Origin of the sequence: Microcoleus sp. Pol11C2, from assembly GCF_036701505.1 — a bacterium.
Classification (GTDB): domain Bacteria; phylum Cyanobacteriota; class Cyanobacteriia; order Cyanobacteriales; family Microcoleaceae; genus Microcoleus.
Genome location: NZ_JAUBQX010000045.1, coordinates 1 through 16,752 on the forward strand (window position 1 = coordinate 1; position 16,752 = coordinate 16,752).

Annotated in this window: 8 protein-coding genes; 7 read left to right on the forward strand and 1 reads right to left on the reverse strand. The window is 47.3% G+C overall.

The genetic code is table 11. The annotated features are described in order from the left end of the window. Positions 1-1,013 precede the first annotated feature (1,013 nt). The 6 genes from QUA42_RS21405 to QUA42_RS21430 all read left to right on the forward strand — a co-directional run bounded on the left by QUA42_RS21405 (position 1,014) and on the right by QUA42_RS21430 (position 14,977). Entirely contained in the window at positions 1,014-9,251 is an 8,238-nt protein-coding gene (locus tag QUA42_RS21405) for a PAS domain S-box protein (RefSeq protein WP_333139869.1), read from the forward strand. A 9-nt stretch (positions 9,252-9,260) separates the two neighbouring features. Continuing rightward, on the forward strand, positions 9,261-10,337 hold the full coding sequence (locus QUA42_RS21410; protein ID WP_333139872.1) for a hybrid sensor histidine kinase/response regulator: 1,077 nt from the start codon (positions 9,261-9,263) through the stop codon (positions 10,335-10,337). A 57-nt stretch (positions 10,338-10,394) separates the two neighbouring features. Continuing rightward, the gene (locus QUA42_RS21415) at positions 10,395-11,528 is read left to right on the forward strand and encodes a hybrid sensor histidine kinase/response regulator (protein ID WP_333139874.1); all 1,134 of its coding nucleotides are present in this window, start codon (positions 10,395-10,397) and stop codon (positions 11,526-11,528) included. A gap of 431 nt (positions 11,529-11,959) precedes the next feature. Further along, positions 11,960-12,124: a hypothetical protein gene (locus tag QUA42_RS21420; protein ID WP_333139875.1), complete on the forward strand. Its 165-nt coding sequence runs from the start codon at positions 11,960-11,962 to the stop codon at positions 12,122-12,124. Positions 12,125-12,161: 37 nt separating this feature from the next. Then, positions 12,162-13,805 carry a GTP-binding protein gene (locus tag QUA42_RS21425; RefSeq protein ID WP_333139877.1) on the forward strand — a complete coding sequence of 548 codons (1,644 nt, stop codon included), beginning with the start codon at positions 12,162-12,164 and terminating at the stop codon, positions 13,803-13,805. 242 nt (positions 13,806-14,047) lie between these two features. Continuing rightward, the gene (locus tag QUA42_RS21430; RefSeq protein WP_333139879.1) at positions 14,048-14,977 is read left to right on the forward strand and encodes a phosphoribulokinase; all 930 of its coding nucleotides are present in this window, start codon (positions 14,048-14,050) and stop codon (positions 14,975-14,977) included. Between the two features lie 89 nt (positions 14,978-15,066). Here the strand turns inward: QUA42_RS21430 and QUA42_RS21435 are convergent, their stop codons facing one another. Then, positions 15,067-15,255: a hypothetical protein gene (locus QUA42_RS21435; protein WP_190661348.1), complete on the reverse strand. Its 189-nt coding sequence runs from the start codon at positions 15,253-15,255 to the stop codon at positions 15,067-15,069. 110 nt (positions 15,256-15,365) lie between these two features. On the opposite strand from QUA42_RS21435, the gene QUA42_RS21440 reads away from it, so the two are divergent. Continuing rightward, positions 15,366-16,346 (forward strand): ABC transporter ATP-binding protein, encoded by a 981-nt coding sequence (locus QUA42_RS21440; RefSeq protein ID WP_333139881.1) that lies wholly within the window; start codon positions 15,366-15,368, stop codon positions 16,344-16,346. Positions 16,347-16,752: the final 406 nt, after the last annotated feature.

Genomic DNA, 16,752 nt, shown 5'->3' on the forward strand with positions numbered 1-16,752 from the left:
TACGTCAATATACTTACACACAGAAAATTATTTAGGATTGTTTATAAATATAGAAAATCATTTAGGATTGCTATAGATGCTAACCTGTGAATAATTCACGCACTGACAATTCAGTCTAACTTAACTCGCGGCTGCTTTGAGAGTACCGCATTGATATTCAATGTGATAATTTTTGTAAATTACGATGCTCTTACCTTGGCTAAGAAACCCGGTTTCTCGTTTCTACTTTCGGAGCTTCTAGGAGGCACTGGTGTTAAAAAACCGGGTTTCTGTTAATATAGCGCCCATATATTGAGTTGGCTCAGTAGAAACATTCTCTGTATTCACTTGTTTTTTTAAGATAATTCGTTTTTTTCACGCCGACTTACTTAAACTCTATTTGATTGGTGAACTCGTTTTAGATAATCCGTTGTATTCCCTTTCTTTTAATCTCCTACTTTATCACTAATAACTATAAAAATTTATTGTCCTGGTAGTTCTTGTATAATAAGGTTTAATCTAGCTCTCTCAAGCCTTCTAATTTTCAAGTAATTCGCTTAGAAAATACCCGAGTTTTTGTTCATTGCTTAATCCCAATACACGAGATATTGCTGGTAGTGTTTTACGCTTCATATCAGAAAATCCCCACATGAAAGTAATTAAAAGCCTCACAAATTCTCACTTTGGGGAATAGTGTTCTGTATGCTCTGTATAATTCACAGTAATCGTCAATCGTTAACAAATTTTATCGTTACGGCGGGTTCTCCGATCTTCAACATAGTCGTAAAGGGTTTACGGCACTTTCGGTTTTTATTATCTCATGAAATTGATAAGAAATCGTTACCTTAGAGTAGCCGAATTTCCATAACTCCTTTCATGCAGAAGCGAACTGTAAGTAAATATAATATTTAGAGAATGTCGTGCAGCTAAGTAACTCTTCTCGTTACTATGGCTGACCCCAGGCTACGCTATCAGCTCATGTGTTTAAGGCGAAGTGTTTAAAAAAATAATCAGCAATAAAACCCTATAAACTCATGTTCATGCGTACTACGGCTCTCACTCCAATAGAACTCAAGACTGCGATCGTCCGGGAACCCTTGGTGGTTTCGCCCGATACAACGGTGATGGATGCGATCGCCCAAATGAGCGGCGTGCGATCGCTCTGCAACACCGCTAGAACGGCGGATGGTCAACTTGACGACCTCCACCTAGAGGCGCGATCAAGCTGCGTGTTTGTAGTGGAAAACGAGCAATTGGTCGGCGTACTGACCGAGCGAGACGTGGTGTGGCTGAGTGCCCAGCAGCGTTCCTTGGAGAATTTGGCGCTCCGGGAGGTGATGACATATCCAGTCGTCACCCTCCGCGAGTCCGCCTTCACCGATTTATTTTTTGCGATAAATCTGCTCCAGCAGCACCACATTCGCCATTTGCCCATCTTGGACGAACTCGATCGCCTAGTGGGTCTAGTGACTCACGAAAGTCTGCGCCAAACCTCTCGACCGATCGACCTGCTGCGGTTGCGTATGGTAGCAGAAGTGATGACCCGCGAAGTGATTTGTGCAGCGCCAGATTCTTCCCTACTGGCGATCGCTCAACTTATGGCAGAGCATCGCGTCAGTTCCGTGATGATCGTGCACCCAGGCGGAATCTCTACTGAACCGCTACAAATTCCAGTAGGGATTCTCACCGAGCGGGATATTGTGCAATTTCAGACATTGGGCTTGCACCTGGAAACCTGTCTGGCTGAGGCGGTAATGAGTACGCCGATTTTTGCCGTTAGACCCGACGATTCGCTCTGGACTGTGCAGGAGATCGTGGAGCAGCGATCGATCCGTCGGTTGGCGGTGACAGGGGAGCTAGGAGAACTATTAGGCATCGTCACCCAGACCAGTTTGCTGCAAGCCCTCAACCCGCTGGAGCTATACAAACTGGTCCAGAAGTGGGAAGAGAAGGTGGTGCGCCTAGAGGCGGAAAAGGTGGCGCTGCTGGCAAATCGCAACCTTGAGCTTGAGCAGCAGGTGGAAGCTCGGACAGCGGCCCTCAAAGCAAAAGCCGATCGAGAGCAACTTCTCAATACCATTGCCGAGCAGATCCGCTCGTCCCTGAATTTGTCAGATATTCTGCAGACTACGGTGCAGGAAATTCACTCGCTTCTGGGGTGTGATCGCGTCATCATTTACCAGTTTCGGCCTGACTTTAGCGGCACAGTGATTGCGGAAGCGATTAGTGACACTGGGCGATCGGTGCTCCATAGGGAAGCCCGCGATCCTTGCATGAGCCCAGAATGGCTTGAACCGTATCGCCAGGGCAGAATTCGCGTCATCAACGACATCTACGGCGAAGAAATGACCCAGTGCCATCAGGAAATGTTAGTGGGGTTTGATATTCGTGCCAAGCTGATGGTGCCGATCGTGATTGAGGAACAACTGCGCGGATTAATGATCGCCAGTTATCGAGCCACCGCGCACTCTTGGACGACTGACGAGATCGAACTCCTGCGACAAGTTTGTCTACAGGTGGCGATCGCCCTTGGGCAATCCCTGATCCAGCAAAAATTGCAGAATGAACTGGTAAAGCGACAGCGGATCGAAGCCACCCTGATCGAGAGCGAACAACGCTACGCCGCCCTTGCCGCTGCTGCTCCGGTGGGGATTTTTCGCACCGATGCTACGGGGCTATGCACCTATGTCAACGATCGCTACTTTCAGATCAGCGGACTCAGACCAGGAGCCACTATCGCACAGGGATGGCAACAAGGAGTACACGCCGACGATCGCGATTTGGTTATCGCCCAATGGGAGCAATTCATCCAAGGTAACGACTCTTTTGAACTCGAATATCGCTTTCAACGTCCCGACGGTACGGTAACGTGGGTTTATGGGCAGTGCGTCGCCGAACTCGATGCCAATGGACATCGGAGCGGCTATATAGGCACCATTACCGACATTAGCGATCGCAAACGAACTGAAGTCCGCCTGCAAGAAAGCGAAGAACGCTACGCCAGCCTAGTGGAAGCCGTACCCGTGGGGATTTTCCGCGCTGATGCTGCGGGCAAGTGCATCTATGTTAACGATTGGTGGTGTCTGATCAGCGGACTCACCCCAAAAACCGCCATCGGGAAAGGATGGCAACAAGGGCTACACCCCGACGATCGCGATTGGGTCATCGCCGAATGGAAGCAATCTCTCCAAGAAAAGGGCTCTTTCCAACTCGAATATCGCTTTCAACATCCCGACGGTGCTGTGGCTTGGGTATATGGGCAGTCCGTTCCCGAACTGGATGCAGACGGGCAAGTAGTCGGGTATGTAGGAACTACTACAGACATTAACGATTGCAAACTTGCCGAACAACAACTCCAGCAACTCAACCAACAGCTAGAAACCAAAGTAGCAGAACGCACCCAAGAGCTTTCGCAAGTCAACAGCCTGCAACGCGCCATCCTCGATGGTGCTGATTACTCCATCATCTCCACTGACCCAACTGGCATCATCCAGACCTTTAATGCTGGAGCCGAAAGGATGCTGGGTTACAGTGCTCAAGAAATCATCGGCAAAGCCTCCCCCGCACTCTTCCACGATGCAAATGAGATAATTGACCGGGCAGCATCACTATCTGCCGAACTAGGGCAAAATATTCCCCCCGGCTTTGAGGTTCTTGTTGCCAAAGCACGCCAAGGTATTGTCAGCGAAGAAGAGTGGAGCTATATCCGCAAAGATGGTTGTCGATTTCCTATGTCACTATCTGTCAGCGCGCTCAAGGATGTCAATCAGCAAATTATCGGCTTTTTAGGCATCGCCAAAGATATTAGCGATCGCAAACGTGCAGAAGTGGAACTAAAGAAAGTATCGGATCGCCTCGCTTTGTCTCTCAAATCAGGGGCGATCGGCTGTTGGGACTTCGATATTGTACAGAACACCATCTTTTGGGATGAGCGGATGTACGAACTGTACGGTGTCACAAAACAATTTGATTCCCCTCTGCCTTACGACATTTGGGCAAACCGGCTACATCCCGAAGACCGCACCGCCACCGAAACCTTGCTCCAGCAAGCCATCTTAGGACAGGCAGAATTTAATACCGAGTTTCGAGTGTTGCATCCCGATGGCAGCCTCCACTTTATTAAAACCTTTGGTATGGTCCTGCGAGATGCCCAAGGCAATCCCCAGAGCATGATTGGGGTCAACTTGGATATTAGCAGACGCAAACAGGCTGAACTCCAACGACAGCAGTTAATTCAAGAATTATCAGCCTTTAAACAGGCCTTGGATCAGTCTGCCATTGTGGTCATCACCGATCGCGAAGGGGTGATATCCTACGTCAACGATCGCTTCTGTGTAGTCTCTGGCTACTCCCACGATGAACTGATCGGACAAACCCATCGCATTGTCAACTCTGGCTATCATCCCCCTGCTTTTTTCCAAGACTTGTGGCGCACCATTAACAGCAGTCAGATTTGGCGCGGTGAAATTTGCAATCGGGCAAAAAACGGTAGGCTGTACTGGGTTGCCACCACCATCGTCCCCTTTGTGGACGAACAAGGGCGACCTTTTCAGTATCTAGCGATTCGCTTCGACATTACCGATCGCAAGTTGGCCGAAGCAACGCTTCGGCAGGAAAATACTTTCCGTCAACAAATTGTAGAAAACATGGCAGAAGGGCTGTGCGTTTTCCATCAAGTTGAGGAGTTTCCCTTTGTCCGCTTCACAGTCTGGAATCAGCAAATGCAAGTGATTACGGGTTACACCTTAGAAGAAATTAACCGTCTGGGGTGGTATCAAACCTGGTACCCGAATCTAGAAGATCCAGAACAGGCGATCGCCAACTGTAGACAGATGCACCCGATCGCCGTGGAAAGGGAAATCCAGCGTCAAGATGGACAGCGGCGCACTATCTCCCTTTCCACCTCTGTCCTATCGGGTGATGATGGACATCTCTATTCGCTGGCCCTGATCCAAGACATTACCGATCGCCAACAGACAGAGCGAGAAAATCGCCTGTTGAAAGAACGCCTAGAATTTCTTCTGGCATCCAGTCCCGCGATGATCTATAGCTCTAAGCCCTATCGCGACTATGACTCAACTTTCATCAGCAAAAATATCGAAACCATTTTGGGCTACAAGCCAAAAGAAGTTGTATCGACCCCCAGCTTCTGGACTCACCATCTTCACCCAGAAGATGCCCCTAGAGTTTTGGCTGATCTATCGGCTCTCTTTGAGTACGACACTCATCAGCATGAATATCGATTTTTGCATCGCGAGGGTTACTACGTTTGGATACGGGATGCAATGCGCCTGGTGCGAGATGAACAAGGTCGCCCAACCGAGATTGTTGGCTATTTTGCCGATATTAGCGATATCAAACAAACCGAAGAAACCCTAAAAATACAACTGGCGGCAATTGAGGCGGCGATCGACGGCATTGCGATTATGCAAGGAGATACCTACCTCTATTTGAATCAAGCCCATCTAGGATTGTTTGGCTACGAACGCCCTGAAGAAATCTTGGGCAAATCTTGGAAACTTTTGTATTCCCAACAGGAGTTAGAACGGTTTGAGCGGGAAGTCTTTCCGGTGCTGGGGCGCGACCGCGCTTGGCAGGGAGAGGCGATCGCCACCCGCAAAGATGGCTCTACTTTTGCCGAAGAGCTATCCCTGACCCTCACAGACGATGGAGTATTGATTTGTGTATGCCGCGATATCAGCGATCGCAAACAGATCGAAGCCGAATTAGCAGAGAGTGAAGCTAAATTCCGGCGGCTGGTAGAAGGGGCTAATGATTTGATCTGGTCATGTGAACCCGATGGCATACTCACTTATGTGTCACCCCAATTCAAGACCCTGTTTGGCTGGGACGAGAGTGCATGGATTGGTAAGTCGTTTATATATCTGGTGCATCCAGACGATCGCCCTTTGGTGGTTACTGGTTATCGGGAGAATATCAAATTTGGTAAAAAGTCAAGTGATTATGAGTTCCGACACCGCCACCGAGATGGCAATTATGTCTGGGTGAGAAGCAGTGCCACACCCGTTATAAATGCTGAAGGGGAATTGATTAGCATCCAGGGAATTTTATCGGATATCAGCGATCGCAAACAAGCTGAACTCGCCAGAGAAAGCAGTGAAATGCGCTTCCGCCGGGTGTTTGATTCCAGTGTGAGCGGCATGATGTTTGCCGATTTTCAGGGGAACATTACCGAGGCCAACGATCGCTTCTTACAGATGGTTGGCTACACTAGGGAGGAACTAAATGCTGGGATGATTCATTGGGATGCCATGACCCCCCCCGAATATCTCCCCGCTGATTTTTTAGCGCTCGAGCGCCTGACACAGGATGGCGAGATCGAGTCCTTGGAAAAGGAATACTACCGTAAGGATGGCAGCCGGATTTCTGTCCTGCTCGGAGCCGCACTTCTTCCAGGCTCAGAGGATCAAACTATTTGTGTATTAGTAGACATCAGCGATCGCAAACAGGCGCAGAAAGCTTTGCAGGAATCTCAGCAGTTTCTGCAAACGGTACTCGATACCATCCCGCTCGCCGTGTTTTGGAAGAATCGAGAGTCTGTTTTTTTAGGATGCAATCAGCAGTTTGCCAAAACTCTAGGCTTGCCATCTACGACCGAAAGTATAGGTAAAAGAGATTTAGATATTTGCCACGAAGAAGTCGAGGCGAACGAGTATTGTGCGATGGATCGGCGGTTAATGGAAACGGGTGAACCTATATTAGGGATCGAAGAAACGCTAACCCTACCCAATGGTAAACCCATATTTATCGAAACCCACAAGGCTCCCCTGCGAGACTGCTCAGATAATGTTATTGGTCTGGTAGGCACGTTTCAGGATATCACCGATCGCAAAGAAGCCGAACTGAGATTCCAACAACAAGCAAAACAGGAAAGTTTGCTGGGAGCGATTACTCAACGGATGCGGTCATCTCTGCATCTCGACGAGATTCTCAATAGCACTGTTGAGGAAATCCATCAGGTTTTGCAATCAGACCGAACGCTGGTTTATCGGGTTTTTCCTGAAGGCACGGGGGCGGCCATTGCTGAATCTGTTTCGCCCAATAGGCTTAAGCTCCTGGATATCCTCTTCCCAGAAGAGGTTTTCCCCGAAGAGAACTACGAGCGCTATATCCAAGGAAGAGTTTATGCCCTCAACGATACCGAAGATGAAAACGAGTCAATCTTACCCTGCTTGGTTGAATTCCTCGCAGACATCGAGGTCAGAGCCAAACTCGTAGTTCCAATTATTCAGAATCAAACCCTTTGGGGGTTGCTGATTATTCATCAATGCGATCGTCCGCGCCAATGGCAAGACTGGGAAATCAATTTACTTAAACAAATTGCTAACCAATTAGCGATCGCAATTCAGCAATCTTATCTCTACGAACAGGTACAATCAGAACTGGCTATCCGCAAGCAAACAGAAAATGCGATCGCTTTACAACTGCAACGGCAGCGAACTTTGGGAGCGATTGCCCAGCAAATTCGCGAATCGTTGGATATTAACGAAATTTTGGCGGCTGTGACACAGCAAGTCAAAGAAATCTTGCAAGGCGATCGGATCATCGTGTTCCGGTTATTTGGGGATGGCAGAAGTCAAATTGTTGAAGAAGCTGTGTCTAGCGAGTTCCCCGCGCTCAAAGAGCATCACTGGGAGGACGAACTGTGGTCGCAAGAAATCCTCAACTGGTACTGGCAGGGCAAGCCCCGCATCGTCCCCGATGTAATGACCGATATCTGGACTGATTGCTTGGTGGGATACGCAAGGGTTGGTCAAATCCAGTCCAAAATCGTTGCACCTATCCTGCAAGAAGTCCGAAGCAGCGAAAGCCATAGATGGGTTGCCCCAGGGCAAACCAAGAAGCTCTGGGGGGTTTTAGTCGTCCATGCCTGTCGAGAACAACGAGTGTGGCAAGAGTCTGAAGCGCAACTCCTGCAACAAATTGCCAACCAGTTGGCGATCGCAATTCAACAAGCTAGCCTATTTAAGCAGTTGCAGCAAGAACTCACCGAACGACAACAAGCCCAGCAGCAACTAACCGAGCGCAACCAACAACTGGGAGCCTCTAACGAAGAACTCGCCCGTGCTACCCGTCTCAAAGACGAATTCCTTGCCAACATGAGCCACGAACTCCGCACCCCCCTTAACGCCATTCTGGGCATGAGCGAGGGGCTACAAGAGCAAGTCTTTGGCACCGTCAACGAACAACAAATCAAAGCTTTACAAACCATCGAGCGCAGTAGCTCTCACTTGCTAGAGTTAATCAACGACATTTTGGATGTCGCCAAAATTGAATCGGGTCAAATGGAGCTCGATTGCACCCCAGTTTCAATCAATCATCTCTGTCAATCCAGTCTGGCATTTATCAAACAACAAGCCCTGCAAAAACGCATCCAGCTAGAGATTCAAATGCCACTCAATCTGCCCGACTTATTGATTGATGAACGGCGGATGCGCCAAGTCTTGATCAACCTGCTCAACAACGCGGTAAAATTCACTCCTAACGGAGGACGCATCACCCTAGAAGTCAGCGGTCAACTGCACCGGGCCGACCCAGATTCTGCCGATTCCCCACCCCATTTTTTGGTCAAAGAGACTCTGCGAATTGCCGTCATCGATACAGGTATTGGTATTGCCCCAAAACATATAAACAAACTGTTTCAGCCTTTTATCCAAATCGATGGCGCGCTGAATCGTCAATATACAGGCACTGGCTTGGGGCTTGCCCTGGTAAAACGCATTGTCGAACTCCACGGCGGGCAGGTGGGGCTCACCAGCACTGTGGGTGTAGGAAGTTGCTTCACGATCGACCTTCCCTGCACGGGTTGTGCGCCCTCCTCTGTTGACCTGGAATCCCAAACAGAGCCCAGCATCGAACCCAGCCAGCCCGAACAGGGAGGTTCTCCCTTAATATTGCTGGCGGAAGACAACGAAGCCAATATCAGTACGATTTCGAGCTACCTGAGAGCTAAAGGCTATCGCATTCTCTTGGCTAAGAATGGAGAGGAGGCGATCGCCCTGGCAAAATCTGAAAACCCCAATCTAATTTTGATGGATATTCAAATGCCTGGTATGGATGGTCTAGAAGCTATGCAGCGTATTCGCTGCGATCCAAACTTAGTTGATATGCCGATCGTTGCCCTAACTGCCTTAGCCATGACGGGCGATCGCGAGCGTTGCCTTGTCGCGGGAGCCAATGATTACCTCACCAAACCCGTCAAGCTGAAGCAATTGGCAAGCACTATTCAACAACTTTTAGCTTCTAAGTAAAGATAACCCGTGAACAGACCATCCGTTTTAATCATTGACGACGATCCCAATAATTTTGATGTAATTGAAACCCTCTTGACCGACCAAGACTATCAATTGCATTACGCTGCCAGCGGGCAAGAAGCGATCGCATCCCTCGACATATTTGATCCGGATCTTATTTTGCTGGATGTGATGATGCCAGGAATAGATGGCATCGAAGTTTGTCGGCAAATCAAAGCCATGCCAAAATGGCAAGCCGTTCCAATCATTATGGTGACAGCATTAAACTCAAAATCCGACCTTGCCCATTGTCTCACTGCCGGCGCTGACGACTTCATTAGTAAACCTGTAAATGCTATTGAACTCGGTGCCAGAGTTCACTGTATGCTGCGAATTAAGCACCAGTATGACGACCTGCAAAGCTTACTCAAATTGCGGGAAGATATGGTTAAAATGGTAGTTCACGATTTACGCAATCCCCTGGCTGGTATCTTGCTTGGCTTGGAACTCCTACAAAGCGTAGAGTATCCTAGAGAAAAACAACAAACACAACTGGCTCGACTTTACTCTTCAGCACAAGCGATACAGCTATTAATTGATGATTTATTGCAAATTGCTTTACTAGAATCCGGCAAAAATCGTCTCAATTACACAGAGGTTTATCTGTGCGATCTCGTAAAGTCTGCCATATCAAACTTTGAAGCTATCGCTGCTAAAAAAAATCAGTCGCTGGTCGCTCAATTACCAGAAGAAACCAGTAGGAAAGTCTCCGTTGATGCTACCATGATACATCGAACGCTGGATAATCTCCTCTCGAATGCCATTAAGTTTTCCCCACCCAATAGTCAAATCATACTGAATGTAGAATTCCCCACATCGGGCAACGCCAAAATCCAGGTTATAGACTCTGGGCCGGGTGTTCCTGATACATTGCGATACAAGATTTTTGAGAAATACGAGATTGGAAATCTGATGTCGGATGTCTCTCAAATAGGGTTGGGTTTAGCTTTCTGCAAAATGGTAGTTGAGGCACATGGAGGTGACATTTGTGTAAGAAGTAATCAACCACAAGGAGCCATTTTTGAAATCAGTTTGGCAGCCTAGCTGATGGCTATCACGTGAAGTCATAAAACTTTTTACATTGTTGAACGGGTGACAATTATGTCTCAATTCTCTATCTTAATTGTTGATGATGAGCCGGATAACTTTGATGTGATTGAAACCCTGTTATCAGAGCAGGATTATCAATTGCATTACGCTGCCAGCGGGCAAGAGGCGATCGCATCCCTCGACATATTTGATCCGGATCTTATTTTGCTGGATGTGATGATGCCGGGAATAGACGGCATCGAGATTTGTCGGCAAATCAAAGCCATGTCAAAATGGCAAGCCGTTCCCATCATTATGGTGACAGCATTAAGCTCAAAATCAGACCTTGCCAACTGTCTAACTGCCGGAGCAGACGACTTCATCAGTAAACCTGTAAATGCTATTGAACTGCGTGCTCGCGTGCATTCAATGCTCAGAATCAAGCAACAGTATGATAATATCCAGAACTTATACCACATCCAAGAAAATACCACCAATCTCTTAGAAAGCACCCTCAATGAGCTGCGTGGCAACTTAGCTTCTACTCTATCCCACGAACTGAATACGCCCCTCAATGGCATCTTAGGCACGATCGCGTGGCTCAAGGACGAGCTCGAAGACATGGAGATCGCCCAAATCCGTGAGATCTTAGGCTGGGCACATGACTCTGCCCGTCGCCTAGAAACATTAACGAAAAAATTCCTGATTTATTTAGGATTAGAACTATCCGCCAGTCAACAGCACAAGATCGAATCTGCGCGGACTGAATTTTCTGCTTCCGCCATTGAAACCGAGTTGAAATACCAGGCTCAGAAGGTCAACCGTAGCAACGATCTGTTGTTCACTCTTGAGGAAGCGGAGATCGCTCTATCAGAGCGATATCTATCAACGATGCTCCGTGAATTAATTGATAATGCACTGAAATTCTCCGCACCAGAGACAACCATTAAAGTTAGCAGTCAAGTCGTAGGGGAGATGCTGCATTTATATGTACAAGACTCGGGGCAGGGCATGACAGAAGAGCAAATTACTAAAATTGGTGCCTTCATGCAGTTTGAGCGCAAGAAGTATGAGCAACAGGGTACTGGTATCGGCTTAAAAATTGTCCAGAAAATAGTCGAACTGGCAGGAGGAGAGTTCTCAATTACCAGTATCTATCAAAAGGAAACAACGGTACATCTCACTCTGCCGATTGTCGGCAATTAGCATGAGTTTTTCTATCAAGTCTGGTGGCATCGTTATGGAGAATGAGAAGGAATAAATTTGCTTTGTATCGGAGCGGCAACCGATAAAAAAAGATGAAGTAGCAGGATAAATATTTGACTCCGAATTAGAGCTTGCTTCTGCAGTAATTCATGGGATAGAAGGTAAAGAAAAAACCGTACACAACCTTACACAACCTATTAAATTTAACTCGAATCACCCTACTTAATCTTTTGTTACCAGAAAGAATTGGTTTAAAGCCGGGACCCTGATCGGGAGAAATTAAAAGAAGACTATAAATTACTCCAATCCTCTTCCTTCCAGGTAGAGGTCGCCCCGCGTGCGGTCAACTGTCAACTGTCAACTGTCAACTGTCAACTGTCAACTGTCAACTGAAATACTGGCGAATTTTCCCACCGACTTACTAAGTTCTCGTGCAAGCTACAATTGCAGACTCCGGCGCGATCGCACTTGTCCATCTGCACCCGCTACCACTAAAACCCCGCAAATCGCGCCCGCAGTCGGACAGAATCGGGATTAGCGGGTTCGCGCAGTACGCTCGGGCGCTTCATCAGTTCGGAATTCTCAGGAGAATGTAAAAATCAAAGCATAACCCTTTTATTTGCCACTCCCCTCATGCCTTTGCCGCGCCTGTTAACCTTAATTGCTGCTTTCTGCCTCGCCCTGGGGCTGATTATTGGGCTGGTGAGTTCCTTAACAGGGCTTTACAGTCAAGTTGCGTGGTCTGCCTCTCCGCTGCTGGCTAATTTGCTGATTTTCCTGATAATTGTACTTTTGGGAACCCTAATTTTTGCGCTAGTTTACTATTTTAGGCTGCTGCAACGCCCTCAGAAAGTTAAGGGAAAACGGCCGATTACTCCGAAGGTTCCTGTTGTCAAAAGTGAAGCTGCTTCGGAAAATCTCAAAGCAATCAGGCAACAAGTCGATCGCATTCAAGATGAAGTAGCGCGGCAAGCTTTGCTGTTGAGAGCCCGCGAAATTGAAGCTAGCATGGCTAGGGGCAGCGTTCGAGTGGTTGTTTTCGGCACCGGTTCTGCAGGCAAAACTTCCGCTGTGAATGCGCTGGTGGGGCGGATGGCGGGACAGGTGGGTGCGCCGATGGGAACTACCGAAGTTGGGGAAACTTACACTCTGAAATTGAAAGGAATCGATCGAGAATTAGCAATTACTGATACCCCAGGCATCTTGGAAGCGGGAGTGGCGGGGACTTACAGAGAAGAATTGGCGAGGCAGTTGGCGGCGAGGGCAGATTTGATCTTATTTGTTTTGGACGGCGATTTGCGAAAATCCGAGTACGAACCGCTGCGGACTTTGGCGGAAATTGGCAAAAGGTCGATCGTGGTTTTTAATAAAGTTGACCTTTATCCCGACACCGACAGAGATGAAATTCTCGATCGACTGCGGCAGCGAGTCAAAGGTTTTGTAGCAGCAATGGATGTAGTAGCCATTAGCGCCAATCCGCAAAAAGTTGTACTAGAAGACGGCACAATTTTTCAGCCAGGCCGCGATATTATGCCATTAATTCGGCGCGTCGCTGCGATTTTGCGAGCTGAAGGCGAAGACTTAATTGCGGACAATATTTTGCTGCAATCTCAGCACTTGGGCGACCAAGCGCGCAAGTTAATTGATGCTCAAAGAAGGCGGCAAGCTGATAAGGCAGTAGAGCGATTTCAGTGGATCGGAGCCGGAGTAATTGCCGTAACGCCTTTGCCAGTTGTGGATTTGTTAGCGACAGCAGCAGTTAACGCTCAAATGGTAGTAGAAATTGCTAAGATTTACGGCTGCGAATTAAATATCGATCGCGCGAAAGAATTGGCATTGTCTCTAGCAAAAACCCTAGCAAGTTTGGGAATAGTTGAAGGCGTAATTCAAGTAGTATCAAGGGCGCTGCAGTTAAGCGTAGCTGGGTTTGTACTTGGCAAAGCAATTCAAGCAGTCAGTGCCGCTTATTTAACCAGAATTGCCGGTAAAAGTTTTATTGAATATTTCCGCCATGACCAAGATTGGGGCGACGGTGGCATCACCGAAGTTGTGCAAAGGCAGTTTCAGTTAAATCGGAAAGACGAGTTTGTCAAAGCATTTGTCAAAGATGCGATCGCCCGCGTTGTCGAACCTCTGAACATTTATCAGCAGGAATCGGAACCAGAATTAGAAATGTCAGCGGAATTGGAACCCGAAATAGAACCCGAACCCTTGTATCAGCCACCCCAACAAGACGATTGGGAAACTTACAGCAACAAACGAAACGATGAATGGTAATGGGGCATTGGCCAAACATGGAATTGGCCAAACAGGGAAGTGAGAATTGGGTAATTACGATCATTCAATGAGATGTTCCCTGAGTATGATTTGTTGAATTTTATTAAGAAATTTTACAATAATTTTACACATAGGGGAGACTCTGGGGGAAGCAAGTCAAACCGAGCGATCGGATCGAACACAATTTTGATAAAATTGAAGATTCACAACAACATTTGCTATTGTGCGTCCGGGTAAAAACAATGAGCGATCGACCAATTATTCTCGGTATTGTCGGAGATAGCGCAGCGGGCAAAACCACCCTGACGCGGGGAATTGCCCAAGTATTGGGGCCAGAAAATGTCACGGTGATTTGCACTGACGACTATCACCGCTACGACAGAAAGCAGCGGGCAGAAATCGGAATCACAGCATTGCATCCCGACTGCAATTACCTAGACATCATGCAGCAGCACCTCAGTCTGCTTCGTACCGGACAAGCAATTCTCAAACCCATCTACAACCACACGACAGGTACATTCGACCCACCGGAATACATCAAGCCCAGCAAATTTGTCATAGTTGAAGGTTTGCTGGGTTACGCAACTCGAACAATCCGCGATTCTTACGACGTAAAAGTGTATCTTGCTCCTCCCGAAGAGTTGCGAACTCAGTGGAAAGTTAAGCGCGATATTATGAAGCGCGGCTATACTGAAGAACAGGTGCTTGCAGAAATAAAAAAACGGGAACCGGACTCTGAAGACTTCATTCGCCCTCAGCGCAAATCGGCCGACGTTGTAGTTAGTTTTTACCCGCCAGAAGCGGACAATCAATCCGATTTGAGCGTCCGTTTAGTGCTCAGACCGACAATTCCTCACCCTGATTTTACTGAAATTTTAGGTCGAGGCAGCGAGAGTTTTCAACCTGCAATTCGCTTGGGACTCGATCGGGATATGGGCAAACCTGTTGACGTTTTGGAAGTAGACTCCCACGCTACCAGCGAGCAAGTAAACGAACTGGAAATGCTCTTGTGCAGCGAGTTGCCACACCTGCGGGGATTTTGCACCGCCCAAGGCAACCCGGAAATTGGCAAACTGATCGGCACAACTGGCGAAGTTTTGCAAAGTTACCCGCTCGCTTTGACACAGTTGCTAGTTGCATATCACATGATGAAAGCAATTCATGTTTATTAGTTAGTTGTTAGTTGTTAGTTGGCAGTTCTTGGTTGTTAATTGTTAGTTGTTATTGCAATGATTAATAACCAATAACCAATAACCAATAACTAATGTACTCGCAAAGTCGGGTTGGCAGTGCCTAATTGCTGAATTGGCATGGAGACTGGCAACTGGCTTTGAGGTGCGGGTACCATTTCGCCTCGGAAGTCGAGGAGGGTGACGAGCAGCAGGTAGGCAACTGCTAAAATTATAGAAATCACCCCAGTGATAATAGCAATAATTTTTGAACGATCCATATTCAGCAAATTTTAAGTACAGCTAATATTAGTTTAACATTAAAAACAGCAATTATTACTTAACTTATGCAATAGAATATAATCAGGTGCTAGTTATTTCTCTGACAAAAATGGAACCTCTTATAGATGCGCCAACTTCCACCGAGATGCCCGGAGCTACCCCAGTGGTGGAAACATTTAATCTGGGGAAGTTCTACCGTACCGGCTTCTGGATGAATGAAAAAATTGAATCGCTCAAAAATTGCACTCTGACTGTCTCTGAAGGGGAAACTTTCGGGTTATTAGGGCAAAATGGAGCGGGGAAAACTACGCTGCTGAAAACTTTGCTGGGTATAGTGCGCCCCACTTCTGGCAGGGCGCTGCTGTTGGGGAGGCCTTTGGGCGATCGCACCGTGAAGCAGCGAGTCGGCTACTTGCCAGAAAATCCCTATTTTTACGATTATCTCACCGGCTGGGAATTCTTGCAATTTGCGGCGGGCTTGTTTGAAATTCCCCCCTCTATTCAGCGACAGCGAATTCCGAATTTGCTAGACTTAGTTGGGCTATCTCAATCGGCGGCAATTAAAAAACAGTTGCGCCAGTATTCTAAGGGAATGCTGCAACGGATCGGCATGGCTCAAGCTTTGATTAACAATCCAGATGTGGTATTTTTGGATGAGCCGATGTCGGGTTTAGATCCGATGGGACGCTATCAGATGCGGGAGATAATTTTATCGCTGAAAAATCAAGGAAAAACAATTTTTTTTAATTCGCATATATTGTCTGATGTGGAGAAGATTTGCGATCGAGTGGCTATTTTGGCGAAGGGTGAGTTAATCTGCATTGGTGCAATCGACGAAATCCTCGGCACTACTGAAACTTACCGGGTTGAAGGTAGGGGCGGTCACTTGAATATCCTAAAAAAATGGATACCGGATATGGAAGTTGATAATGATTTGTGGTACGGTCATTTGCAGGGCGATCCGAAGGAGTTTCTTTCTAGTCTGAGCGGTACGGGAGGGCAGCTAATTGCGATGAATTTGGCTAAGCCTAGTTTGGAAGAGTTTTTTATGCAGCAACTGCAAGAAAGAGGCATTTATTCTAGTGGTTGAAGTCCCTAAAATCGGCTGCTGAAACTCAGCGGTTAAAACCCGGCAGTTGAAAGCAATACTACACAAACGAAGCCCCTCTTTAAGAGACTCAGAAAACGGGATCTTCGGCCCGTTCCACAACACATAAAGCAGGACTTACGCGCCATATCCAGATGTAGGGACTCTTCATCCGCAGGGGGATTGCCCTACAAAACCTTATATTTAGAGGCTGTGCGTAAATCCTGTCTCATTGACTGACATCTAAATTAGCCAAGCTAGTAATCGTTCAGATTGCTTGTCAATTTTGCACACATAAAGTACCCTCAACAGATAGGAGGTAGTAACGAGCTTTCTTTCAAAAAATCTTTAACCAAAACTAATACTATATTCGGCCTACAAAGTAATGTCTGGAAAGTTTGCTTGCAGC